The sequence below is a fragment of the Flavobacterium okayamense genome, from assembly GCF_019702945.1.
Taxonomy (GTDB): Bacteria; Bacteroidota; Bacteroidia; order Flavobacteriales; family Flavobacteriaceae; genus Flavobacterium; species Flavobacterium okayamense.
The window spans coordinates 1084519-1109535 of the sequence record NZ_AP024749.1 but is presented as its reverse complement, the minus strand read 5'-3'; the positions used below and the strand labels follow the sequence as shown (position 1 = coordinate 1109535).

The 25017-nt window shown below is 32.8% G+C and carries 19 protein-coding genes and 1 tRNA gene; 5 read left to right on the top strand and 15 right to left on the bottom strand.

The features are described from left to right. Positions 1-36 precede the first annotated feature (36 nt). Positions 37-1062 carry a LacI family DNA-binding transcriptional regulator gene (locus KK2020170_RS05105; protein ID WP_221259744.1) on the top strand — a complete coding sequence of 342 codons (1026 nt, stop codon included), beginning with the start codon at positions 37-39 and terminating at the stop codon, positions 1060-1062. Here the strand turns inward: KK2020170_RS05105 and queG are convergent. From queG to KK2020170_RS05055, 10 genes are all read right to left on the bottom strand, one after another. After that, on the bottom strand, positions 1059-1985 hold the full coding sequence (queG, locus tag KK2020170_RS05100) for a tRNA epoxyqueuosine(34) reductase QueG (protein ID WP_221259743.1): 927 nt from the start codon (positions 1983-1985) through the stop codon (positions 1059-1061). The two genes, KK2020170_RS05105 and queG, sit on opposite strands and share 4 nt — an antisense overlap. 11 nt (positions 1986-1996) lie before the next feature. Next, complete coding sequence (gene ruvB / locus KK2020170_RS05095; RefSeq protein ID WP_221259742.1) at positions 1997-3019, bottom strand: Holliday junction branch migration DNA helicase RuvB; 1023 nt, start codon at positions 3017-3019, stop codon at positions 1997-1999. Positions 3020-3098: 79 nt separating this feature from the next. Further along, positions 3099-4868 carry a cytochrome c oxidase subunit I gene (locus KK2020170_RS05090; RefSeq protein WP_221259741.1) on the bottom strand — a complete coding sequence of 590 codons (1770 nt, stop codon included), beginning with the start codon at positions 4866-4868 and terminating at the stop codon, positions 3099-3101. Positions 4869-4896: 28 nt separating this feature from the next. Then, positions 4897-6051 (bottom strand): cytochrome c oxidase subunit II, encoded by a 1155-nt coding sequence (locus KK2020170_RS05085; RefSeq protein ID WP_221259739.1) that lies wholly within the window; start codon positions 6049-6051, stop codon positions 4897-4899. Between the two features lie 19 nt (positions 6052-6070). Further along, positions 6071-7411 carry a quinol:cytochrome C oxidoreductase gene (locus KK2020170_RS05080; protein ID WP_221259738.1) on the bottom strand — a complete coding sequence of 447 codons (1341 nt, stop codon included), beginning with the start codon at positions 7409-7411 and terminating at the stop codon, positions 6071-6073. Between the two features lie 30 nt (positions 7412-7441). After that, on the bottom strand, positions 7442-7987 hold the full coding sequence (locus tag KK2020170_RS05075; RefSeq protein ID WP_221259736.1) for a c-type cytochrome: 546 nt from the start codon (positions 7985-7987) through the stop codon (positions 7442-7444). A 9-nt stretch (positions 7988-7996) separates the two neighbouring features. Then, positions 7997-8521 (bottom strand): DUF3341 domain-containing protein, encoded by a 525-nt coding sequence (locus tag KK2020170_RS05070; RefSeq protein ID WP_221259735.1) that lies wholly within the window; start codon positions 8519-8521, stop codon positions 7997-7999. A 4-nt stretch (positions 8522-8525) separates the two neighbouring features. After that, complete coding sequence (gene nrfD, locus KK2020170_RS05065; RefSeq protein WP_221259734.1) at positions 8526-9935, bottom strand: NrfD/PsrC family molybdoenzyme membrane anchor subunit; 1410 nt, start codon at positions 9933-9935, stop codon at positions 8526-8528. Between the two features lie 31 nt (positions 9936-9966). Next, a complete protein-coding gene (locus tag KK2020170_RS05060) occupies positions 9967-13002 on the bottom strand; it encodes a TAT-variant-translocated molybdopterin oxidoreductase (protein WP_221259732.1) in 3036 nt (1011 codons plus the stop codon). A gap of 35 nt (positions 13003-13037) precedes the next feature. Continuing rightward, positions 13038-14303: a c-type cytochrome gene (locus KK2020170_RS05055; protein WP_221259731.1), complete on the bottom strand. Its 1266-nt coding sequence runs from the start codon at positions 14301-14303 to the stop codon at positions 13038-13040. Positions 14304-14522: 219 nt separating this feature from the next. Here KK2020170_RS05055 and KK2020170_RS05050 point away from each other — a divergent pair, with 219 nt between their 5' ends. After that, positions 14523-14906: an SPOR domain-containing protein gene (locus KK2020170_RS05050; protein WP_221259729.1), complete on the top strand. Its 384-nt coding sequence runs from the start codon at positions 14523-14525 to the stop codon at positions 14904-14906. A 46-nt stretch (positions 14907-14952) separates the two neighbouring features. Here the strand turns inward: KK2020170_RS05050 and infB are convergent, their stop codons facing one another. The 3 genes from infB to rimP are packed head-to-tail and all read right to left on the bottom strand — an operon-like array spanning position 14953 to position 19524. Beyond that, a complete protein-coding gene (gene infB / locus KK2020170_RS05045; protein WP_221259728.1) occupies positions 14953-17742 on the bottom strand; it encodes a translation initiation factor IF-2 in 2790 nt (929 codons plus the stop codon). Between the two features lie 56 nt (positions 17743-17798). Then, complete coding sequence (nusA, locus tag KK2020170_RS05040; protein ID WP_221259727.1) at positions 17799-19037, bottom strand: transcription termination factor NusA; 1239 nt, start codon at positions 19035-19037, stop codon at positions 17799-17801. A gap of 19 nt (positions 19038-19056) precedes the next feature. Further along, a complete protein-coding gene (gene rimP / locus KK2020170_RS05035; protein WP_221259726.1) occupies positions 19057-19524 on the bottom strand; it encodes a ribosome assembly cofactor RimP in 468 nt (155 codons plus the stop codon). A gap of 166 nt (positions 19525-19690) precedes the next feature. On the opposite strand from rimP, the gene KK2020170_RS05030 reads away from it, so the two are divergent. Then, the gene (locus KK2020170_RS05030) at positions 19691-20515 is read left to right on the top strand and encodes a universal stress protein (RefSeq protein ID WP_221259725.1); all 825 of its coding nucleotides are present in this window, start codon (positions 19691-19693) and stop codon (positions 20513-20515) included. A 45-nt stretch (positions 20516-20560) separates the two neighbouring features. Here KK2020170_RS05030 and KK2020170_RS05025 read toward each other — a convergent pair. Then, a tRNA-Gln gene (locus KK2020170_RS05025) sits at positions 20561-20631 on the bottom strand. A 156-nt stretch (positions 20632-20787) separates the two neighbouring features. On the opposite strand from KK2020170_RS05025, the gene KK2020170_RS05020 reads away from it, so the two are divergent. After that, on the top strand, positions 20788-24009 hold the full coding sequence (locus KK2020170_RS05020) for a glycosyltransferase family 117 protein (RefSeq protein ID WP_221259724.1): 3222 nt from the start codon (positions 20788-20790) through the stop codon (positions 24007-24009). 66 nt (positions 24010-24075) lie between these two features. Continuing rightward, complete coding sequence (locus KK2020170_RS05015) at positions 24076-24693, top strand: polysaccharide deacetylase family protein (RefSeq protein WP_221259722.1); 618 nt, start codon at positions 24076-24078, stop codon at positions 24691-24693. On the opposite strand, the gene KK2020170_RS05010 is transcribed toward KK2020170_RS05015, so the two are convergent. After that, complete coding sequence (locus KK2020170_RS05010) at positions 24690-24986, bottom strand: thioredoxin family protein (RefSeq protein ID WP_221259721.1); 297 nt, start codon at positions 24984-24986, stop codon at positions 24690-24692. The genes KK2020170_RS05015 and KK2020170_RS05010 overlap by 4 nt on opposite strands. Positions 24987-25017: the final 31 nt, after the last annotated feature.

The window sequence follows — 25017 nt, the reverse complement described above, 5'->3', positions numbered from 1 at the left end:
ATTTTGTTTCTGTTATTTTTTTATCATATTTGTATTATGAATGATGTAACGCTAAAAAAAATTGCTGAGATTCTAGGGATTTCTATAACTACAGTATCTAAGGCTTTGAAAAACTATCCAGATGTAAGTAAAAAAACAAAAAAAGCTGTTTTAGATCTTGCAGAAGAGTTGCATTACACCCCAAATAGTTTTGCTGTTAATTTAAGGACTAAAGAATCGAAAACCATTGGGTTAATTATTCCAGAAGTAGTACACCATTTTTTTTCAAGTGTTATAAATGGCATCATTGATGAAGCAGAAAAAAATGGATATTTAGTAATCATACTTCAATCCAACGAATCTTTAGCGTTAGAAAAAAAACAAGTTGATTTATTACTTAACAAAAGAGTTGACGGAATCATCATGTCGCTTTCAAATCAATCTAATTTTGACAATCATATCAAAGAAATCATTGCTAGAGGAATTCCACTTGTTTTATTTGATAAAATATCGAAACTTATAAATTGCTCCAAAGTTATTATTGATGACCAAAAAGCAGCTTTTGAAGCAGTGGAACATTTGATTTTAAAAGGATGCAAGAAAATAGCACACATTCGAGGACCAATAAATCCTCAAAATGCAATAGATCGCTTTTTGGGCTATAAAAAAGCTCTGGAACACTATAACATCCCTTTTGATCCTACCTTAGTATACCCTTGCTTACATGTTACATTTGATGAAGGAAAAAGTTTTGCTAAACAAATTATTGAAACTCATAAAGACGTTGATGGTATATTTGTAATAACTGATCTCGTAGCTGTTGGAGTTTTAGCCTATTTCAATGAAGTTCAAATTAAAGTTCCCCAACAAGTTAAAGTAATTGGTTTTAGCAATTGGTTTATGTCACAAGTTATTGCACCAAAATTAAGCACCGTAGATCAACCTAGCCATGAAATGGGTGTTCAATCATTTCAATTATTGTTTGAAGAAATGTCTCATAAAAAAAATGAAACTCCATTTACTCCAAGAACCATTTTACTAGAAACAAGTGTTATTGAAAGAGAGTCTACAAAAAAACCTTAACTTTTTAAAAAATCAATATTTCTCTTAAGACCTTCTAACTTTGTTCGTTTTACTGCAGATTTTTGAAAAACTTTTTGAAAAACATCATGAGTTATTTCTTCCCAATCTTTTTTATTAAAAACTAATAGTTCAGGATTTGGTGTAAAAAATGGCTCAGAATTTGGTTTAGAGAATCGATTCCAAGGACACACATCTTGACAAACATCACAACCGAACATCCAATCATCAAATTTATTTTTAAATTCATTTGGTATATTATCTTTTAACTCGATTGTAAAATAGGAAATACATTTACTTCCATCAACAACATAAGGCGATACTATTGCTTGCGTAGGACAAGCATCAATACATGCTGTACAGGTACCGCAATGATCTGTTGTTGGCAAATCATAGTCTAATTCAATATCTAAAATAAGTTCTGCTATAAAATAAAATGAACCAACTTTTTGAGTAAGTAGGTTTGAATTTTTTCCAATCCATCCTAAACCAGATTTTGCCGCCCAAGCTTTGTCTAGAACTGGAGCTGAGTCTACAAAAACGCGTCCATTAACCTCACCAATCTCATTTTGAATAAATTGCAAGAGGTCTTTTAATTTATCCTTTATAACATGATGATAATCTTGACCATAAGCATATTTAGAAATCTTATAGGAATCTACATTTTGAATTTCATTTGGATAATAATTCAATAATAAAGAAACAACACTTTTAGCACCATCAACTAACAATCTTGGATCAAGTCTCTTATCGAAATGATTTTCCATATAAGACATTTGACCGTTAAAATTATTATTAAGCCAATTTTCTAATCGAGGAGCTTCAACTTCTAAAAAGTCGGCTTTAGATATACCACAAGAAAGAAAGCCGAGTCTTTTAGATTCGGCTTTTATTAAATGAGCATATTTTTCTTTATTATTAATCAAAATATAAGAAATTAAAACAATTCTCCTTGATTACCAGATTTCATTCTACCAAGATGCTTATAAGCTAACTCTGTTACTTCTCTTCCTCTAGGCGTTCTAACAATAAATCCTTCTTGAATTAAAAATGGCTCGTAAACTTCTTCAATAGTTTCTCCACTTTCAGAAACCGCAGTTGCTAATGTTGTTAAACCTACAGGACCCCCTTTAAACTTATCAATGATAGTGGTTAGAATCTTATTATCCATTTCATCTAATCCATGAGCATCAACATTTAAAGACTTTAATGCAAATTGAGAAATTTCAATATCTATTCTACCATTACCTTTAATTTGCGCAAAATCTCTAACTCTACGCAATAATGCATTGGCAATACGAGGCGTCCCTCTACTTCTTCCAGCTATCTCTATTGCAGCTTCAAAATCAATAGGAACATTTAAAATTGATGCGCTTCTTTCTACAATAGTAGAAAGTAATTCTTTATTATAGTATTGTAATCTACTTTGAATCCCAAAACGCGCACGCATGGGCGCTGTAAGAAGACCAGAACGGGTAGTAGCACCAACAAGGGTGAAAGGATTTAAATTAATTTGTACTGTTCTTGCATTTGGCCCAGATTCAATCATAATATCAATTTTATAATCTTCCATTGCTGAATACAAATATTCTTCAACAACTGGACTTAAGCGATGAATTTCATCAATAAATAAAATATCTCTATCTTCTAAATTTGTCAACAAACCAGCTAAGTCACCAGGTTTATCTAGAACTGGACCAGAAGTGATTTTTATTCCAACGCCAAGTTCATTAGCTAAAATATTTGCTAGAGTAGTTTTTCCTAAACCTGGCGGACCATGGAACAATGTATGATCCAAAGCTTCGTCTCTTAGATTTGCCGCTTGAACAAAAATCTTCAAGTTTTCTAAAACTTGTTCTTGACCAGCAAAGTCATCAAATGAAAGCGGTCGTAAAGCCTTTTCAATGTCTATATCTTGCTGAGAAAAATTATCTTTATTTGGATTTAGATTTTCGTTCATAATAGCAAATATAAGCAAAGGTAAAATAAAAAACCTTTCCAATTGGAAAGGTTTTTTTATATGTAAGAAATAAAATTTTTTAATGGTGTAACTCTTCTTCACCTTCTTTCATTGGAACCGTTTGAGGTACAAAGTCATCTTCATGACCTGGTTTGTTGTAATCATAAGCCCAACGGTGAACTTCAGGAATTTCACCTGGCCAGTTACCATGAATATGCTCTACTGGTGTAGTCCATTCTAAAGTTGTAGACTTCCAAGGGTTTTGAGTTGCTTTTTTACCATAGAACATACTATAGAAAAAGTTCCAGAAGAAAACAATTTGGAAAATTGCTCCGATGATTGCAAACATTGTAATTAATACGTTAACATCAGCTAATTCATCAAATAATGGGAAATTTGAATTCGTATAATAACGTCTTGGTAAACCAGCCATTCCAATGAAATGCATTGGATAGAATACACCATATGCACAAACAGCTGTTACCCAAAAATGAACATAACCTAAGTTTTTATTCATCATTCTACCATACATTTTAGGAAACCAGTGGTAAACACCAGCAAAGAAACCATATAGGGCAGAAATACCCATTACTAAGTGGAAGTGAGCCACTACGAAATATGTATCGTGAACATTAATATCTAAAGTTGAATCACCTAATATAATACCTGTTAAACCTCCAGAAATAAAAGTTGAAACCATACCAATTGAAAACAACATTGCAGGATTTAACTGTAAGTTACCCTTCCATAAAGTTGTAATCCAGTTGAATGCTTTTACAGCAGATGGAATTGCAATTAACAATGTAGTAAATGTAAATACAGAACCTAAGAAAGGATTCATACCAGAAACGAACATATGGTGAGCCCATACAATTGTAGATAAGAATGCAATTGCTAATACTGAAGCAATCATCGCTCTATAACCAAAGATAGGTTTTCTAGAGTTTGTTGCCATAATTTCAGATACTAATCCCATTGCAGGTAAAATTACGATATATACTTCAGGGTGACCTAAGAACCAGAATAAGTGTTCAAATAAAACTGGTGAACCACCTTGATAATGTAAAACTTCACCAGAGATGAAAATATCAGATAAATAGAATGAAGTTCCGAAACTTCTATCAAAAATCAACAATAACGCTGCTGAGAATAATACTGGGAAAGAAACAACCCCAATGATAGCAGTCACGAAGAACGTCCAAACTGTTAATGGCAAACGAGTCATTGACATTCCTTTTGTTCTTAAGTTGATAACAGTAACGATATAGTTTAATGACCCCATTAACGAAGATGCAATGAAAATAGCCATTGAAACTAACCATAGAGTCATACCTAATCCAGAACCTGGAATTGCTTGTGGTAAGGCACTCAAAGGAGGATAAATTGTCCAACCTGCAGATGCTGGTCCTGATTCTACAAATAATGAAGAAATCATGATAACACAAGAAATAAAGAACATCCAGTAAGACAACATATTCATGAAACCAGATGCCATATCACGTGCACCAATTTGTAAAGGAATTAATAAGTTACTGAATGTACCACTTAATCCAGCAGTAAGTACAAAGAATACCATAATAGTACCGTGAATTGTAACTAACGCTAAATAAATATCGTTACGCATTACTCCATCAGGAGCAAATTTTTCACCTAATAAAAATTTAAAAATCCCAAAAGACTCTTCAGGCCAAGCAATTTGCATACGGAATAAAATTGACATAGTAACACCAATAATACCCATAATTAAACCTGAAATTAAATATTGCTTAGCAATCATCTTATGGTCAATACTAAAGATATATTTAGTAATGAAAGTTTCTTTGTGATGACCGTGTGCGTGTGCTGACATAATCTATATTGTTATTTTAGTATCTTAATTATTCTACAACTTGAGCTAAAACTTGAGTAGAATCAACTACAGTTTCAATTACTTCTGGCTGAGCAACAACTGGCTCAACTGCTGGAGCATTAGCTTCTTTCCATTGAGCTGCTAAAGTAGGCCTCTCTGCTAACCATGTTTTGAATTCTTCAGGAGTATCAACAACAATTTTCAATTGCATGTTATAGTGTGATGCTCCACAAATTTTATTACATAATAATAAGTAATCAAATTCATAAGGCGCTAAAGCTTCTTCTCCATTAGCAACTAATTCTTTACTTTTTTCAGCTCTAATTTTGTTTATTTTGTTCACCTTAGCAACAATTGCTTCATCTTGACGCATTTCAGCTGTTGTTAAAGTAGGTACAAAATTAAAAGATGTAACCATTCCAGGAACACAGTTCATTTGCGCTCTAAAGTGAGGCATATAAGCTGAGTGTAATACATCTTGAGATCTGAATTTGAAAACAACTTTTTTCCCTTTAGGCAAATGTAATTCATTAGCCATTTTATCATCTTGAGCTGCAGGATCTGCTAAATCAACACCCATTGTGTTAATTCCTTCAATATAGCGAACATTAGCCTTACCTAAAGTATTATCTTCACCTGAATAACGAACTTCCCAACCAAATTGTTTAGCATATACCTCTACGTACATTACGTCTTCTTCATCATCGAAATACATAATGTTGTTCCAAGTATATAAACCGTATAAAATCAAACCTGATAATACAACTACAGGAATAATTGTCCAAATCATCTCTAATTTATTACTGTCGGAAAAGTATAAAGCTTTACCTCCTTTAACTCCAGTATATTTGAAAGCAAAATAGTGTAACAATACTTGAGTAATTGCTTGGACTATGAATATAATAATTAATGAAATAGACATTAAGTTATCATAATCAATACCATGTTCTGAAGCTGGAGTACCTAATGCTAAATCACCCCATGCAAACAATCCATAAATCATAAATACATAAAGGAAGCCTAAAAAAGCAAACATTAAGTATCCGTTAACTTTATTATCGTTATCATCAGCAACACCATGGTCTTGAGATGCTCCAATTTGAGTTAAATCGAAAATTTTAGTTAATTGCCAAATTGCAATTCCAATTAAAACTAAAACTATAAATATCAATAAACCTGTCATTTGTTTATTTCTTTAAATATTAATAATGAAAATGTTTACTTTCTTCCATTAAAGGATTCCCTTTAGAAACTAGTGGTGCTTTAGTTAATGCAGTAAATACAACAAAAATAAACAACCCTAAGAAAAATGCAATTGCTCCAATTTCAGGCACTCCAATAAACCATTGGTCACCAACTGTTGCAGGCATAATCATGTTATAGAAATCAATATAATGTCCAAATAAAATAACACTTCCCGCTAAAACAATAATCCAAGACAAACGTTTGAAATCAGTGTTAATTAATATTAACAATGGGAAAACAAAGTTCATCACTAACATTCCGAAGAAAGGTAAATTATAGTTTTCAATTCTAGTAACAAAGTAAGTTACTTCTTCAGGTATATCTGAATACCAAATCAACATAAATTGAGAGAACCATAAATATGTCCAGAAAATACTAATACCAAACATAAATTTAGCTAAATCATGGATATGACTTGTATTAACTTGCTCTAAGTATCCTTTTGATTTTAAGTAGATAGTAATCATTGCTATAGCAGTAATACCACTTACGAAGAAACTTGCGAATACATACCAACCAAATAATGTACTATACCAGTGAGGATCTAAAGACATAATCCAATCCCAAGACATCATTGATTCAGTAACAAGGAATAAAACTAAGAAAGTAGCAGATAACTTGAAGTTTTTCTTGTGATACGAATTATCTTCAGAAGAATCTTGTGCAATTGAGTTTCTTCTTGAAAAATAACGGTATAAATTCCAAATAACTAAATAAATAGCAGCTCTAATTAAAAAAGCAGTAACATTTAAATATCCAGATTTACCAGCTATTAATTTATCGTAATGCTCACTAGTAGGATCAGTAACACCTTCACCCATCCAAGTAAACATATGATTCATATGCATACCCGATAAAACTAAAACAATAAAGAAAATAATAGAACCTGGTAATAAATAACTCGTAATACCTTCCATTACTCTAAATAATATTGGTGACCAACCTGCTTGTGCAGCATATTGGATAGCATAGAATGCAAGTACACCAACACTTATTAACATAAAGAAGATACATGCTACATAAAATGCAGACCAAGGTTTGTTTTGCAATTGATGTAACACATGTTCAACATGCTCCTTATGAGCATCGTCGTGGTGTACATCTTCAGCGTGAACAGCGTGTGTATCATGTGCATCATGAGCTACTTGAGCGTGATGCCCGTGAGTGTCTTCTGAAAGGATTTTTTCAACTTCTTCAGTTGTTTTTGGTGCACTCCAAAAACCAATTCCAATTCCAACAGCTCCTAAAACCATTAAAATCAATGAAAAAGTTTTTAATTTACTTGAAAACGTGTACATATCTATTATTTTCAAAAAAGTGTTTTACAATTATAATTCTGACTTAAGCTTTAAAACGTAATCTGTTACTTGCCATCTCTCATCTTGTGATAGTTGGTTCGCATGAGAACCCATAGAGTTCAAACCATAAGTAACTACGAAATAAATACTTCCTTCTGTTATTTCTCTGTCTTTATAACTAGGAACCCCAAGGAATTTTTCTCTTTTTACAAGATTACCTTTACCGTCACCCTTTTCACCATGACAAATTGCACAGTAAATATTGAATAACTCTTTCCCATTTTCAGGATTTCTAGAAATAGAATCTAAAGGCGATTTTAATGTTGCTTTAGCTAATTCATAACCTTCGGTTGTATTAGGAATTTCAAAAGGAACAAAACCTCTTTTAATACTTCCTTCTGCAGGTAATTGACCTTCTTTACCATCTTTAAATACTTCATGTTCTGAATATGTTTCGTAAGGAACAGCTTCATACATGTTTGGCATGAATTGGTAGTTAGGCTTCGATTTATCAAAACAAGATGTCGCTAACATCGATAAACCTACTACTGCTACTATTTTATATAAGCTTTTCATATCTAAATATTAATGCTTTTCAATTACTTTAACTTCTACAGCTCCAGTTTCTTTAAAGAAAGAAACTAATTCTTCCTCATTATTATGAACTCCAACTTCCATTAAAAAGTGGTCATCTGTAGTTCTAACATCTGGGTTTTCGGCTTGTTTAAATGGCCATAATTTACTTCTCATGTAAAAAGTAATAACCATTAAATGGGCAGCAAAGAAAACCGTTCCTTCAAACATAATCGGCACAAAAGCAGGCATGTTTTGATAAAATGCGAAACTTGGTTTACCACCAATATCTTGAGGCCAATCATTAATCATAATATAATTAATCAAGGCAGTATAGATAGCTAACCCTGTTAATCCATAAAGAAATGAAGCAATTGCTATACGCGTAGGCGCTAGACCCATTGCTTTATCAAGACCATGAACAGGAAAAGGTGTGTAAACTTCTTCAATATGATGATGAGCTGCTCTAGTTTTCTTAACAGCATCCATTAACACATCATCATCATTATATATAGCGTGTATAACTTTATTACTCATGATATTAATGATTATCTGAATGATTGTGACCGTTTAATTCTCTCTCTCTTTTATAATTATCACCAGATGATTTTAAAATAGTTTTAACTTCAGCTTGTGCAATTACAGGGAAACTTCTTGAATACAATAAGAATAATACAAAGAAGAATCCAATAGTTCCAATATAAATACCTGCATCAACAAATGTTGGTTGGAACATAGTCCATGAAGAAGGTAAATAATCTCTGTGTAATGAAGTAACGATAATTACGAAACGCTCAAACCACATACCTACGTTTACCACAATTGAGATGATAAATGAAGCCATGATACTTGTTCTAATTTTCTTGAACCACATAACTTGTGGAGAAATTACGTTACAAGTCATCATTAACCAGTAAGACCACCAGTAAGGACCTGTTGCTCTATTCAAGAAAGCATATTGTTCGTATTCAACACCTGAATACCAAGCAATAAATAATTCAGTAATATAAGCACATCCTACTATCGAACCAGTAATCATAATTACTAAGTTCATTAACTCAATGTGTTGTAATGTAATATAATCTTCTAAGTTTGATACCTTTCTCATAATGATTAACAATGTTTGTACCATTGCGAATCCTGAGAAAATTGCTCCTGCAACGAAGTAAGGAGGTAAAATTGTAGTATGCCATCCTGGAATAACCGAAGTTGCGAAGTCAAAAGATACAATTGTATGTACAGAAAGTACAAGAGGAGTTGCTAAACCAGCTAATACCAATGAAACTTCTTCAAAACGCTGCCAGTCTTTAGCTCTACCACTCCATCCGAAAGATAAAGTTGAATAAATTTTCTTTGTAAAAGGCGTTACAGCTCTATCACGTAACATTGCAAAGTCAGGTAATAAACCAGTCCACCAGAAAACTAATGAAACAGATAAATACGTAGAAATTGCAAATACGTCCCATAATAATGGTGAGTTAAAGTTAACCCATAATGAACCGAATTGATTTGGAATAGGTAATACCCAGTAACCTAACCATGGACGACCCATGTGAATAATTGGGAATAAACCTGCTTGCATTACAGAGAAAATTGTCATCGCTTCTGCAGAACGGTTAATAGCCATTCTCCATTTTTGACGGAATAACAATAATACTGCTGAGATAAGAGTACCGGCGTGACCAATACCTACCCACCAAACGAAATTGGTAATATCCCAAGCCCAACCAACTGTTTTATTTAATCCCCATGTTCCAATACCAGTTGCAACGGTGTAAACCATACAACCTAAACCGTATAGGAAAGCAACTAAAGCGATTGAAAAAACAATCCACCATTGCTTATTAGCTCTACCTTCAACTGGGCGAGCCACATCTACCGTAACATCGTGGTAAGATTTATTTCCTACTACTAAAGGTTTTCTAATGGGTGCTTCGTAATGAGACGACATAATCCTTTATATTGTTTCTGTTAATTAATAATTATTTTTCGTTTCTAACTTTAACGTGATAGAATACATTAGGTTTTGTACCAATGTGCTCTAATAAATGATACATTCTTTCAGAGTCTGCTAATTCAGCAACTTTACTTTCTTTATCATTTACATCTCCAAAAATCATTGCACCACTAGTACATGCAGCAGAACATGCAGTTTGGAATTCACCATCTTTAACAGCTCTTCCTTCACGTTTAGCTTTTAGCTTAGTAGCTTGCGTCATTTGGATACACATTGAACATTTCTCCATTACACCACGAGAACGTACATTCACATCTGGATTTAATACCATACGACCTAAATCATCATTCATATGATAATCAAACTCACTATTCTTATTGTATAAGAACCAGTTGAAACGACGTACTTTGTATGGACAGTTGTTTGCACAGTAACGAGTACCAACACAACGGTTATAAGCCATGTGGTTTTGACCTTCTCTACCATGTGAAGTTGCCGCAACCGGGCAAACAGTTTCACAAGGAGCGTGGTTACAGTGCTGACACATAACTGGTTGGAATGCAACTTGAGGATTTTCATTTGGATCTTCCATTCCAATGAATGTCTCTCTAGAATTCATTAAACCAGATGTACTATCTTTCAATTCAACATCACCACCAAAAGTGTCTTGAGAAGAATAATATCTATCGATACGTAACCAATGCATATCACGACTTCTTCTCACTTCAGATTTACCTACAACTGGGACGTTGTTTTCTGCATGACATGCGATAACACATGCCCCACATCCTGTACAAGCGTTTAAGTCAATTGATAAATTAAAGTGGTGGGCAACACTTCTATCAAAAGAATCCCATAAATCTACTTCAGTAGCAGGAGTTTCTTTATGATCAAGTGATACTACAGGAATTGGATTCCATTCTTTAGCATCTTTAGTGTTAAATATTTCAAGAGTCGTTTCTTTGATGATATCACCACGACCCATTAAAGTTTTTTGTAATTGTACGCAAGCAAACTCATGCTCACCCTCTTCATTTGAAATAGCAACTGATTGGTTTGCATTTAAATCATTGTATAATGCATAAGCATTAACACCAACCTGCATTTCTTGCTTCATAGCTGCTTTCTTACCATAACCAAAAGCAAGACCAACAGTTCCAACGGCTTGACCTGGCTGAATTACTACTGGTACATTGTTTAAAGTAGCTTTACCAACTTTTAAAGTTGCATAACTACCATTTAAACCACCATTAGCAACATTCCAGTTTTCTAATCCAAGTTTTTCTGCATCTTTCTTAGAAACCGTTACGTAGTTGTCCCAAGAAACTCTTGTAATTGGATCTGGAAACTCTTGCAACCATGGATTATTTGCTTGTTGCCCGTCACCCATTCCTGTTTTAGAATATAATACTAACTCTAAACCATTTGATTTAGCATTAGCTAACTTAGAAACAGAAGAGCTTAGATCAACTGGATTTGCGTTTAAAGCAAAAGTATCAGTTGAAGCAAAACCATCATGAACAGCTTGATTCCAAGACTTACCAACCAATTTAGTTGAAGCAAAATTCTTTAAGTAATCAAAATATTCTGAACTATTATCTGTCCAAGACAATAATGCATCTTGGAATTGTTTAGTATCAAATAAAGGACGGATTGTAGGTTGCATTACACTGTAATGACCTCTTTGTAGTGAAACATCACCCCAAGACTCTAAATAATGAGGCGCTGCTGCAGCTATTGAAGTTAAACTTGCCGTTTCATCTTCTTTCATTGAGAAAGCAACAGAAAGTTTTACTTTTTTCAATCCTTCAGCAAAATCTTTTGAATTTGGTAAAGTGTAAACTGGATTAACTCCATTCATAATTAATGTATGAACCGAACCAGCTTTCATATCAGCGACTAATTGAGCAACTGCTTTTGCATCACCCTTACGTGTTAATTTAGCACCATTAGGATTGAATGCAGCAGATTGTAACGCTTGATTAATTCCGATTGCAACTAATTGAGCATCAAAATCATCTAAACCTGTTACAACAACACCTTTATTACCTGCAGATTTTAATTGTTTAGCCGCTTTTGCAACTTCAGCATTTTTCGGAGTAGAACCTCCAACAATTGCATTATATAAATCAGCAAGAGCTTGCTTTTGTTGAGCAACCGTCAAAGGCACTCTTTTATCAGCGTTAGCTCCAGCCAAAGACATATTAGCTTCAAATTGGAAATGCTTAGACATTTTACCATTTTTAGGAATACGTCCTTTAGCATAACCCGCATCATATCCACCACCTTGCCAATCTCCTAAGAAATCAGCACCAACAGACACAATAACATCAGCTTGAGAAAAATCATATCCAGACAAAGCTCTTTCACCGTAAACAGCTTCAAAAGCATCTAACGCATTACTTTCTGAAATTGCATCATAAACAACATGCTTTACTGTTGGATATTTAGATTTTAATTCAGAAATTAAAGCATCAGTAGATGGACTAGCCATTGTTCCTGTTAATAAAACAACATTTCCACCTTTTGAAGCAGCGTCTTGTAAACTCGCTTTAACTTTTGTATTAACTTCAGCCCAAGTTGCATCTTTACCAGCTATCTTAGGTTGTTTTAAGCGTAAATTATCATAAAGAGAAAGAACAGAAGCATGTACTCTAGCATTAGCTCCAGTAATTGCACCTTCTAAATTGTTATTTTCAACTTTGATTGGACGACCTTCTCTTGTTTTAATTAAAATGTTAGCAAAATCAAAACCATCAGCAATCGTTGTAGCATAATAATCTGCAACACCAGGAATAATTTCTTCCGGCTGAACTACATAAGGAATTGATTTTACAACTGGACCTTCACACGCCGCTAACGATGCAGCAGCAGTACTAAATCCAACATATTTTAAGAAGTCACGACGAGTTGTTGACGAATTTGATAATGTTTCATCATTACCTAAGAAGTCATTTACAGGAATTTCTTCCACAAACTCATTGTTTCTTAGCGTCTCAACAATAGAGCTATTTTCGTTTAGCTCCTCAACACTTTTCCAGTATTTTTTGTTTGATGCCATATTGTATCTTGATATTAGCTTCTAAAATTATTTTATTAATAGTGGCACTTACCACATTCTAAACCTCCCATTTGTGCAGCAGTTAACTGATCTACACCATATTTCTTAGAAAGTTCTTCGTGAATTTTTTTATAGTACTCGTTATCTTGTACTTTTACATTAGTTTCTCTGTGACAGTCAATACACCATCCCATTGTAAGAGGTGAGAACTGTTTCATGATTTCCATCTCTTCAACTGGTCCGTGACATTTTTGACATTCTACACCAGCAACAGTAACGTGTTGTGAGTGATTAAAATACACAAAATCAGGTAAGTTGTGAATTCTAACCCATTTTACAGGTTCAGTTTTACCAGTATATGCTTGTTTAGTCGCATCCCAACCTACAGCTGTATATAATTTTTGAATCTCTGCATTATAATCAACACCATATTCTTGACCTTCTTTTAAAGTAGACTCAGCAACTTCAGAAATATTTTTATGACAATTCATACAAACATTTAATGAAGGGATATTCGAATGCTTACTTACTCTTGCAGCAGAGTGACAATATTTACAATCAATACCATTATCTCCTGCGTGAATTCTGTGAGAATAATGAATTGGCTGAACTGGCTCATACCCCTGATCCACACCTACTTGCATTAAATAACCATAAGCAAAGTAAGCAGCAAACAACAAGAACATGATTACAGAAACCAATACTAAGAATTGATTTTTAGCAAACGCTTTCCAGATTGGTAATGATTTTTCTTTCGCTTCAACTTCTAATCCGTTAGCTTTAGCAATTTTAGTTAATACATTGTTCACCAAGAACAACATAACAATCAACATCACTAAAACCAATGACAAAGCTCCTAAAATAACATTATTTGACAAGCCTGGATCTTCATTTACCGGAGGAGCACCTATTACAACCTCATCAGGTTTAGAAGGAGCTGGCTCTGAAGTATAAGCTAAGATATTATCGATATCTTCATTAGACAATTGAGGGAAAGCAGTCATTGCAACTCCAGCATATTCCTCAAAAATCTTAACCGCCTGAGCGTCGCCAGACTTAACTAACTCTCCACTGTTTTTAATCCACTTATACAACCATTCTTTATCATACTTATCTGCAACACCACGTAGTGCAGGACCAGTCATTTTTTTATCTAACTTGTGACATGCCGCACAATTAGCATTGAACAACTCTTTGCCTTTAGCAGGATCTTGAGCGAAAATTGATAAAGAAAAAGATAGCGAAAGCGCTAAACTGAAGAAAATCTTTAAAAACGATTTATGGTTACCCACCTTTTTCATATTAATTTATGGTTAACGTGTCTTTTTGGTATGGTTTTAGCTATTAATTCAAACATAAAAACTAAAACACTTTGATTTAAACTCCGACAAAAATACGATATTAGAACTATTATCAAAACCTTAATTTTATCTTAAAATGTAATTTATATTTATTCTAAATAATTGGAAGAAATATTAGTGTTATAAATAATTGTATTTTTGTTTAAATAAATATTCAAAATGAGAAAATTACAAAATAGATTAGGATTTTTAAGTTTATTTTTTGCTCTTTTTGGAAGCCAAACTTTTTTTGGCCAAGAAGGAAAAACTACTGTTGAACAGAATCCAAAATTTGAAGAATTGTTAAAAGAAAAGCAAAAAATAGCCAATTCAATTGCTCTAAATGAAGGCTATAAAATTCAAATTTATAACGGAACTAGTTCGGAATGCAGACAAAAACTATCTGACTTTAGAAAAGAATTTAAAGAGTACGATGGCACAATTTTTTACTCAAGTCCAGTTTACAAAGTATATGTTGGTCCATTCAAATCTAGATTGCATGCAGAAGGCGCGTTAGAAAAAATTAAAGACAAATTTCCTGCATCTTTACTTATAAAACCATAATAAAAAAGCCCAACAAATGTTGGGCTTTTTTATATATAAACTTATATTAAAGTTTCTTTTTAACTTCCACTTCTTGGAACGCTTCAATTGTATCGTATTCTTTAATATCATTGTAGTTTTTAATTTGCATACCACAATCATATCCTTTTGAAACCTCTTTAACATCGTCTTTAAAACGTTTTAAAGCAGCTAATTCACCTGTGTAAATAACAACTCCTTCACGGATTAAACGAATCTTAGAATTACGGAAGATTTTACCATCTGTCACCATACATCCTGCAATACTTCCAACTTTAGAAATTTTGAAGATTTCTCTAATTTCAGCAGAACCTGTAATCTCTTCTTTCATCACTGGAGACAACATTCCTTCCATCGCGTCTTTAACATCATCAATTGCATCATAGATGATTGAATAGTTACGGATATCGATTTCTTCTTTCTCCGCTAATTGTTTTGCACTTCCTTGAGGACGAACGTTAAATCCGATTATAATTGCATCTGAAGCAGATGCTAATAACACATCAGATTCTGTAATCGCCCCAACACCTTTGTGAATGATATTAATTTGAATTTCTTCAGTAGATAGTTTAGAGAATGAATCTGATAATGCCTCAACAGAACCATCCACATCTCCTTTTAAGATAATATTTAACTCTTTGAAATCTCCTAAAGCAATACGACGACCAATCTCTGCAAGTGTAATGTGTTTTTGTGTACGAACCGATTGCTCTCTCATTAATTGAGTACGTTTTGCAGCAATTTGTTTTGCTTCTCTTTCGTCTTCATATACATTAAACTTATCACCTGCTGTAGGTGCACCATCTAAACCTAATACAGATACCGGAGTTGACGGACCTGCTTCTTCTATATTATGACCACGCTCATCGAACATCGCCTTAATTTTACCATGATTTTTACCCGCCAATACATAATCACCAATTCTTAATGTTCCGTTTTGAACTAAAATTGTTGCTACGTATCCACGTCCTTTATCTAATTGAGCTTCAACAACAGTACCTTGTGCTAAACGAGCTGGATTAGCTTTAAGTTCTAATAATTCAGCTTCTAATAAAACTTTCTCTAAAAGCTCTTTAACCCCAAGACCCGTTTTTGCTGAAACATCATGAGATTGATATTTACCTCCCCATTCTTCAACTAACAAGTTCATTGCAGCAAGTTTCTCTTTAATTTTATCAGGATTAGCTGTAGGCTTATCAACCTTATTTATTGCAAAAATCATTGGAACACCAGCGGCTTGAGCGTGACTGATAGCCTCTTTTGTTTGCGGCATAATATCGTCATCGGCAGCGATTACAATAATTGCTATATCGGTAACTTGTGCACCACGAGCACGCATCGCCGTAAAGGCCTCGTGACCAGGTGTATCTAAGAATGCTATTCTTTGTCCGCTTTCTAACTCCACTGAATAAGCCCCAATATGCTGTGTAATTCCTCCTGACTCACCTGCGATAACATTTGTATCACGAACGTAATCTAGGAATGATGTTTTACCGTGATCTACGTGACCCATTACCGTAACAATAGGTGCTCTTTCTTGTAAATCTTCTGGCGCATCTAGAACTTCTTCAGCTGCTTCTTCAATATCTGTTGAAATAAATTCTACTTCATAACCAAATTCATCAGCTACAATTGATAAAGTTTCTGCATCTAAACGCTGATTCATTGTTACCATAATCCCAAGAGACATACATGTACCGATAACTTTAGTAATAGGCACATCCATCATTGTTGCGATTTCACCAACAGTAACAAACTCTGTCACTTTTAAGATTTTGCTTTCTAAATCTTGTTGTTGTTGTTCTTCATCAATTCTTTGACGGTGAGATTCTCTTTTATCTCTACGATATTTTGCAGCTTTAGACTTACTTCCTTTACCTTGTAAGCGCTCTAAAGTTTCCTTAATTTGGTTTTTAACTTCTTCTTCTGTAGGCTCAACCTTTTGAATAACTGGTCTTTTACCTTTTCCGAAATCTTTCTTCACAAAGTCTTTTTTAGCGCCTGGACCTTGAGATCTGTTATTACCTCCTTGGTTTGCTCCACCACCTTGACCTTGAACAGGTTTTGTTATTCTTTGACGTTTCTTTTTATTATCACCATCTTTCTTAGCACCACCTTGTTGGTTTTGATTTCCTTGCCCCGGTTTTTTATTATCTTTCTTATCGTCTTTTTTCTTTTTAGACTTTTCGAATTGGGATAAATCAATTTTTTGACCTGTAAAAGTAGCTCCAGAAAGCTTTTGATATTGCGTAGTAATTTTTTCAGGTTCTCCACCCTCCTCAACACTCTCTTTATCTTGAGATTTTACTACTTGTTCCTTTTTAACCTCTTTTGTAGGTTTTTCTTCAGGAACATCTGCCTTAGGAGTAGAAGGTTCAACAACTTCAGGTCTTTCAGCAACAACTTCAGTTGCAGGTTTTTCTTCTGCTTTTTTACTTTCTTCCGCTTTTTCAGGATTCAAATCAATTTTCCCAACGGCTTTTGGAGCTATAATATTAGCTTTCGCTTTTATTACTTCTTGTTCGCGTCTTAATTTTTCTTCTTGAAGACGTTTCAATTCTTGCTCTTTTTCAAGTTCACGTTTTAATGCTTCTTTTTCCTTCTTCTTCTCTTCACTTACTTCTAAAGAAGCTTCTTTTTTTCCTTTATCAGCAGAAAATTGATTGCATAAGACAACGTATTCCTCATCAGAAATTTTAGCGTTTGGACTCGACTCAATTTCATGCCCTTTTTCTTTCAAAAAGTCCACGGCTCTATCTAGAGAAATATTTAATTCCCTTAAAACTTTGTTGATTCTTATTACTCTCTTTTCAGACATATAATGTATTTAAATTCTATATTTATGCGTGTGTTGTGTTGTTTAGACTAATAAAATTAGTCTTCTAATTCCTCTTTTAAGATGCGAACAACATCTAAAATAGTTTCTTCTTCTAAATCAGTTCTTCTAACTAAATCTTCAACATCTTGATCTAACACACTCCTTGCAGTGTCTAAACCAATTTTTTCAAATTCTTGAATTACCCATTCTTCGATTTCATCCGAAAACTCTCTTAATTCAACATCGTCGATTTCTTCAACACCTTCACGAATCACATCTAATTCGTAACCTGTAAGCATGCTTGCTAGACGAATGTTATGACCTCCACGACCAATTGCTTTTGAAACTTCTTCGATTTTTAAGAAAACTTCAGCCTTCTTAGTTTCTTCGTCAATCTTAACAGAAGAAACTTTAGCAGGACTTAAAGCCCTAGTAATATATAATTGAGCATTGTTTGTAAAGTTAATCACGTCAATATTTTCATTGTTTAATTCACGAACAATTCCATGAATACGTGAACCTTTCATTCCTACACAAGCTCCAACTGGATCAATTCTGTCATCATAAGAATCTACTGCAACTTTAGCTTTTTCACCAGGAATACGCGCCACTTTTTTAATATTGATTAATCCGTCGAAAACCTCTGGTATTTCTTGTTCAAATAATTTTTCCAAGAAATCAGGCGAAGTTCTTGACATAATAATTTGAGGCTTATTTCCTTTTAACTCTACACTTTCGATGATACCTCTAACATTTTCCCCTTTTTTGAAATAATCATTTGGAATTTGTTTTTCTTTAGGCAAAATAATTTCATTTCCATCATCATCCATTAAAACAACCATTTTAGGACGAACATGATGTACTTCTGCAGTGTAAATATCACCAATTAAATCTTTAAATTGTTTGTAAAGATTTGTATTATCGTGCTCATGAATTTTAGAAATTAAATTTTGTCTCAATGCTAAAATTGCACGACGACCTAATTGAATTAATTTCACCTCTTCAGAAACTTCTTCACCTACCTCAAAATCTGGCTCAATTTTTCTTGCATCTGACAATGAAATTTCAGAATTATCATCTTCTACCTCACCATCTTCTACTACCGTTCTATTTCTCCAAATTTCCATATCTCCTTTATCAGGATTTATAATGATATCGAAATTATCATCAGAACCATATTTCTTTTTTAATGCATTGCGAAATACATCTTCTAAAATCGCCATTAAGGTAACTCTATCTATAAGTTTATCATCTTTAAACTCTGAAAACGAATCAATTAACGCAATATTCTCCATGTTACTCTTTTATTTGTATTTAAAACGATATAATAACTGTTGCTTCTTTTATTTCTTCAAAAGGCAATACAACTTTCTTTTCTACAGTTTCTTTACCTTTTCCTATTTTTTTAGGCTCTCTAGCTTTCCACTCAAGCGTAATATTTTCTTCACTAGCTTCAGTAATATCAGCCTCAATTACATTCCCAGAAATAGTTTTCACTTTTACTTTTCTACCAATGTTTTTTTTATACTGCCTTGGCAAAGTCATTGGACTGTAAGCTCCAGCAGAAGCTACTTCTAATGCAAAATCAAACTCTTCTCTATCTAAATTATGCTCTATTGCTCGACTAACATCAATACAATCTTGCAAATTTACTCCATTATCACCATCTAAAGTTACTAAAATTTTACGATCATCCGATATTTTTAATTCAATTAAAAACAAATCAGAACGCACATTCAATGCCTCATTTAATAACTCTTCAACTCTTCCTTTAAAATTCATTTTGTATAAAAAGAGGCACGCTCTGCGTGCCTCATTATTTTCTGATTTAAATAATTACAGCGCAAATATAATTATTTTTTTTTAATTTAAAAAAATTGTAGGTTTGTTAATTAATCACTAACTTTATAGTGTAAAAATTTTACTACCAAAACCTTAAAATAATTTTATGAAACGAATTTTAGTACCAACCGATTTTTCTAAACACTCTGAGTACGCTTTAAAAGTTGCAGCACAAATTGCAAAAAAAAATAACGGAGAGATTTTTCTATTACATATGCTTGAACTTCCAACTTCTGGAAACGATGCTTTATCATCTTCGCATGACATGCCAGAATTGATTTTCTTCAAAAATGCAGCTGTTCAAAAATTAGATGATATGATGAATGCATCTTACCTAGACGGTATAAATGTTTCTAAAATCATTCAATTTGAAATGGCTTTTGATGGAATCATTAAAAACGGAGAAGCTCACAATGTAGACTTAATAGTTATGGGATCTCATGGAGCAAGCGGCTTCCAAGAAATGTTTATAGGCTCCAACACTGAGAAAGTTGTAAGAAATTCAAATGTTCCTGTTTTAGTAATCAAACATGAAGACGAAAGCTTCTCAGCTGATCACTTTGTTTTTGCTTCTGATTTTTCAGATGAAATTAAAAAGCCTTTTGAAAAAGTGATAAACTTTGCTAATAAATTTAACTCTCATGTTCATTTAGTAAATATCAATACTCCTAATAACTTTAAGTCAACAAGAGTAGCTCAAAAAACTATGGATGAATTTATGTCTAGCTTTGAGTTTAAAAACTTCTCAACTCACATCTATAACGACATTAATGTAGAAAAAGGAATTTTACATTTTGCTAAAAGCATAAATGCTGATTTAATAGGAATGAGTACACACGGAAGAAAAGGTCTTTCTCATTTCTTTAATGGAAGTATCAGTGAAGATTTAGTTAACCATGCCAAGCGACCAGTTATAACTTTTAAAATATAACTTGACATATTAAAAAAAAATCCGCTCGTTGAGCGGATTTTTTTGTTGGCCCACAAGGACTCGAACCTTGAATGACGGTACCAAAAACCGGAGTGTTACCATTACACCATGGGCCAATTCCCATACAACCTTTTCGATTGCGAGTGCAAATGTAAAACATATTTTTTATTCTGCAAATTTTTCTAAAAAAAATATTAAAAAATCTTTTTCTACGTTTCTATATGTAAAAAAGTAGTTTCTTTGTATAAACATTCATAAAAAGCACATTTTATATGACATCATTTAACTTTAACAAATGGAATACCATTCTAGGGTGGATATCTTTTGCTATTGCTTTAATAACTTTTTCTTTAACGGTGGAACCTACCATCAGTTTTTGGGACTGCAGCGAATATATTGCTACTTCATCAAACTTAGAATTAGGTCACCCTCCAGGAGCTCCTCTATTTCAAATGATTGGAGCATTCTTTTCGATGTTTACCACAGATGTTACTCAAGTAGCCCTAATGGTAAACATGATGTCAGTTCTCTCTAGTGCTTTTACAATTTTATTTATGTTTTGGTCACTAACACTTCTTTTAAAACGTGTTGTAGCCTCAAATGATAATTCAAAAGAAAGTCAAATTATGATATTATCTGGGGCTTTTATAGCTTCTTTAGCTTTTACATTTACTGACACTTTTTGGTATAGTGCTGTTGAAGCAGAAGTATATGCAATGGCAACATTTTTTATTGCATTATTGTTTTGGCTTGGCTTACGCTGGGAACAAGCAATCAACACTCCAAAAGGAAATAGATGGCTATTACTAATCTCTTTTGTTAGCGGATTAGCATTTGGCGTTCACTTAATGGCCTTATTAACAATACCTTCTATAATTCTTTTGTATTTATTTAAAACATCTGAGAATATTACACTTAAAAAGGGTGTAATTTTTACAGGAATTAGTGTTGGAATTCTCTTAATAATCTATGGAATGTTAATTCCATTCGTTTTAGAATTGTTTGGACGCACTGAAATATTCGCTGTCAATACATTAGGCCTTCCTTTTAATTCTGGCGAGATATTAGCACTAATCATTTTGATAGGAATGTTCTATTTTGGATTAAATTATACAAGAAAGAAAGGCTATGTAAAACTAAATACTTTAATACTTTGTATTGCTTTTATTTTAATTGGTTTTTCAAACTGGATGATGTTACCAATTCGTGCCAATGCCAATCCTCCAATTAATGAAAACAAACCTTCGGATGCAGCTGCAATTTTAGCATATTATAACCGTGAACAATACGGAAACAATAGCCTATTATATGGACCTCAATTTTCAGACACTTATTCTGGATTAGATGAAAAAAATCCTTATTTAGACGCAAAACCAATCTATGAAAGAGACTACAAACTAGGTAAGTATATAGTAACCAACAACTTTAAAAACGCTGTACAAAATACCGATGATAATCATAAAGGATTTTTACCTAGAATGTGGAGCAATGATCATAATGTAAATTACATGAAATTTACTGAAGCTCTAGATTTCAGAATCCACCCAGATTATGCAGACGAACAAGAGTTAGTCGAAATTGTTTCTCAATTTAGAAGCGCTTTCAAACAAGGTAAATTAGATTTAGAAGATTACGATAGTTTTTTAAAAACATATAGTGATTACTTAATTGTTGAAAAACCTTCATTTGTTAACAATATAAAATTCATGTTTCAATATCAGTTTGGAAGCATGTATTGGCGTTACTTAATGTGGAATTTTGTTGGAAGACAAAGCGACAACCAATGGAAAGGTGATAATCTTGACGGAAATTGGATTAGTGGAATTAAACTTTTCGACGAAGCTAGATTAGGTTCACAAGACAACTTAACATCCGATATGTTAAACAACAAAGGTAGGAACACTTATTTCTTCTTGCCTTTTATCTTGGCCATTATCGGAATTATTTTTCATATTAAAAGAGACGTAAAGAGTTTTTATGTGCTTTTAATATTATTCTTATTTACTGGTTTAGCATTAAAAGTTTACTTAAACGAACGTCCTTTTGAACCAAGAGAACGTGATTATGCTTTAGTAGGTTCTTTCTTTGCTTTTGCAATGTGGATAGGTTTTGGAGTGTATTCATTATATGAAGGCATTAAAAGATATTTACAACCTAAAGTTACTGTACCAATAGTATTAACAATATCGATGTTAACAGCTCCAGTACTACTAGCTAAAGAAAATTGGGACGATCATGATCGTTCAAATAAATATACAGCTCTTAATGTAGCAAAAGCTTATTTAGATTCTTGTGAGAAAAATGCAATTTTATTCACAATTGGAGACAACGATACTTTCCCTTTATGGTATTTACAAGAAGTTGAACGCTACAGAACTGATGTTAGAATTGTAAACACAAGTTTGTTTATGACTGATTGGTATATTGACCAAATGAAACGCAAAGCTTGGGATTCAGAACCAGTGCCAATTTCTTTTACAAGAGATCAATACAAAGGAAGCAACAGAGATTATAGTTTCTTAATTGAACGTACAAAAGACTCAATTTCACTTAATGAATTAATTCAGTTCATGTCATTAGATGACGAACGCGCAAAAGTTGAAATGAGAAATGGAAGATGGCTAAACTATTTCCCAACTAATAAAATTTACATTCCAATTGATAAAAATAACATCATCAAAAATAAAGTTGTTTCTCCAAAGTATTATGACTCTATAGTTCCTGCAATAGAATTTAAAATTAAAGGTGATGCATTATACAAAAATCGTCTAATGATGCTAGACATAGTAAACCAAAACAATTGGGAACGCCCAATGTATTTTACAGGAGGAAGCTTTGGCGAGGACGATTACTTATGGATGAAAGACTATTTAGAGTTAGATGGAATGTGTTTTAAATTAGTTCCTATAAAAACATCGCAAAAAGGAAGTCCAAATCCTCTTGAAATGGGACAAATTGATAGCGACAAAATGTATAACATTGTTATGAATTGGCAATGGGGTAATAGTGGAACTGATAAAATCTATTATGATCCAGAAACTCGTAAAAATGGAATTTCATTTAGAACAAATTTAGCGCGTTTAATGGAAACACTAATTCAAGAAGACAAAAAAGATAAAGCTGAAAAAATTATTGAATTAGCTATGGAAAAAATGCCAATTGACAAATTCGATTATTATACTTTAGTTGAACCTTTTGCACAAGGTTATTACGAAATAGGTAAGAAAGATAAAGCAAGAAATATTTTAACCAAATTAGCTACAAAATACCAAGAAGAATTAACTTTCTATAATGGCATGTCAGCCAATGATATTTATGATTATAGACATGATATAGCAAGTACTATTCAGAGATATAGAAGTTTATTAAATTATATGAAAGAAGCTAACGATGTCGATTTCTATAAACAAGAAAAAGTAAAATTCAACAATTACTTTACACTAATAAACAAGAATGATAGGATGTTAGAACGATTTGGTTTAGAATTAGAATAAACCTCAAAAAATAACAAAAAGCCATTTCAATTTTTTTGAAATGGCTTTTTTATTTACTTTTAATTTATGAATTGGGTTAAAACACATAAATTCATTCCTTTTTTATTTCCAAAGTATATTTGGAAAATAAACAATTCTACTAACAAAGTATACTTAACTTTTGATGATGGACCAATTCCAATTGTAACTGAATGGGTACTAGATGTTTTAAAAACTGAAAATATAAAAGCTACTTTTTTCTGTATTGGAGAAAATATACAAAAACATCCTGAAGTTTTTAAAAGAATAGTGAATGAAGGTCATAACATTGGAAATCATACATATAATCATTTAAATGGGTGGGAGACAAAAAACGAAACGTATTTGGATAATTTTGACATGTGCAAACAATTAATAAAAACTTCAAATATATTTCGCCCGCCTTATGGCAAAATATCTCCTTTACAAGCAAAAAAAATACTTCAAAAAAAACATAAAATAATAATGTGGGATGTTTTGAGCTATGATTTTGGTAACAAAATAAGCTCAGAGAAATGTTTAAATAATGTTGTGAAAAATACCGAATCAGGTAGTATAATAGTATTTCATGACAGCATTAAAGCTGAACAAAACTTACGTTATGCTCTACCTAAGGCAATAACTTATTTAAAAGAAAAAGGATTTGAATTTGACGTAATTTCTTAGGCCTGATCTTGAACTAATGCAATTAAAGTATTTGCATCCATCTCACCACTTTGACGCCAAACCATTTGACCCGATTTATAAATCATTAATGTTGGTAACCCTTTTACACGAAGTGCTTCTGCAAGTTCTCGGTTTTTATCAACATCAATTTTTATAACACGAGCTTTATCACCTAAAGCAGCAGCAACATCACGAATAACATCATTCATTGCCGTAGAAGGCGAATCCCATTCTGTAAAAAAGTCAATTAGAACAGGAACTTGTGCATTGATTAACTCTCCAAATTTTGACATATATAGCAAATTTTATTCGGAATACTATACA

Excerpts from the sequence above, each read along its gene's own strand:
- KK2020170_RS05105 (WP_221259744.1), top strand. The coding sequence starts at position 37 with ATGAATGATGTAACGCTAAAAAAAATTGCTGAGATTCTAGGGATTTCT.
- KK2020170_RS05075 (WP_221259736.1), bottom strand. The coding sequence starts at position 7,987 with ATGAAAAGCTTATATAAAATAGTAGCAGTAGTAGGTTTATCGATGTTA.
- KK2020170_RS05060 (WP_221259732.1), bottom strand. The coding sequence starts at position 13,002 with ATGGCATCAAACAAAAAATACTGGAAAAGTGTTGAGGAGCTAAACGAA.
- ruvB (WP_221259742.1), bottom strand. The coding sequence starts at position 3,019 with ATGAACGAAAATCTAAATCCAAATAAAGATAATTTTTCTCAGCAAGAT.
- KK2020170_RS05090 (WP_221259741.1), bottom strand. The coding sequence starts at position 4,868 with ATGTCAGCACACGCACACGGTCATCACAAAGAAACTTTCATTACTAAA.
- KK2020170_RS05070 (WP_221259735.1), bottom strand. The coding sequence starts at position 8,521 with ATGAGTAATAAAGTTATACACGCTATATATAATGATGATGATGTGTTA.
- KK2020170_RS05055 (WP_221259731.1), bottom strand. The coding sequence starts at position 14,303 with ATGAAAAAGGTGGGTAACCATAAATCGTTTTTAAAGATTTTCTTCAGT.
- KK2020170_RS05050 (WP_221259729.1), top strand. The coding sequence starts at position 14,523 with ATGAGAAAATTACAAAATAGATTAGGATTTTTAAGTTTATTTTTTGCT.
- KK2020170_RS05085 (WP_221259739.1), bottom strand. The coding sequence starts at position 6,051 with ATGACAGGTTTATTGATATTTATAGTTTTAGTTTTAATTGGAATTGCA.
- rimP (WP_221259726.1), bottom strand. The coding sequence starts at position 19,524 with ATGAATTTTAAAGGAAGAGTTGAAGAGTTATTAAATGAGGCATTGAAT.
- KK2020170_RS05015 (WP_221259722.1), top strand. The coding sequence starts at position 24,076 with ATGAATTGGGTTAAAACACATAAATTCATTCCTTTTTTATTTCCAAAG.
- nusA (WP_221259727.1), bottom strand. The coding sequence starts at position 19,037 with ATGGAGAATATTGCGTTAATTGATTCGTTTTCAGAGTTTAAAGATGAT.
- KK2020170_RS05080 (WP_221259738.1), bottom strand. The coding sequence starts at position 7,411 with ATGTACACGTTTTCAAGTAAATTAAAAACTTTTTCATTGATTTTAATG.
- nrfD (WP_221259734.1), bottom strand. The coding sequence starts at position 9,935 with ATGTCGTCTCATTACGAAGCACCCATTAGAAAACCTTTAGTAGTAGGA.
- KK2020170_RS05020 (WP_221259724.1), top strand. The coding sequence starts at position 20,788 with ATGACATCATTTAACTTTAACAAATGGAATACCATTCTAGGGTGGATA.
- infB (WP_221259728.1), bottom strand. The coding sequence starts at position 17,742 with ATGTCTGAAAAGAGAGTAATAAGAATCAACAAAGTTTTAAGGGAATTA.
- KK2020170_RS05010 (WP_221259721.1), bottom strand. The coding sequence starts at position 24,986 with ATGTCAAAATTTGGAGAGTTAATCAATGCACAAGTTCCTGTTCTAATT.
- KK2020170_RS05030 (WP_221259725.1), top strand. The coding sequence starts at position 19,691 with ATGAAACGAATTTTAGTACCAACCGATTTTTCTAAACACTCTGAGTAC.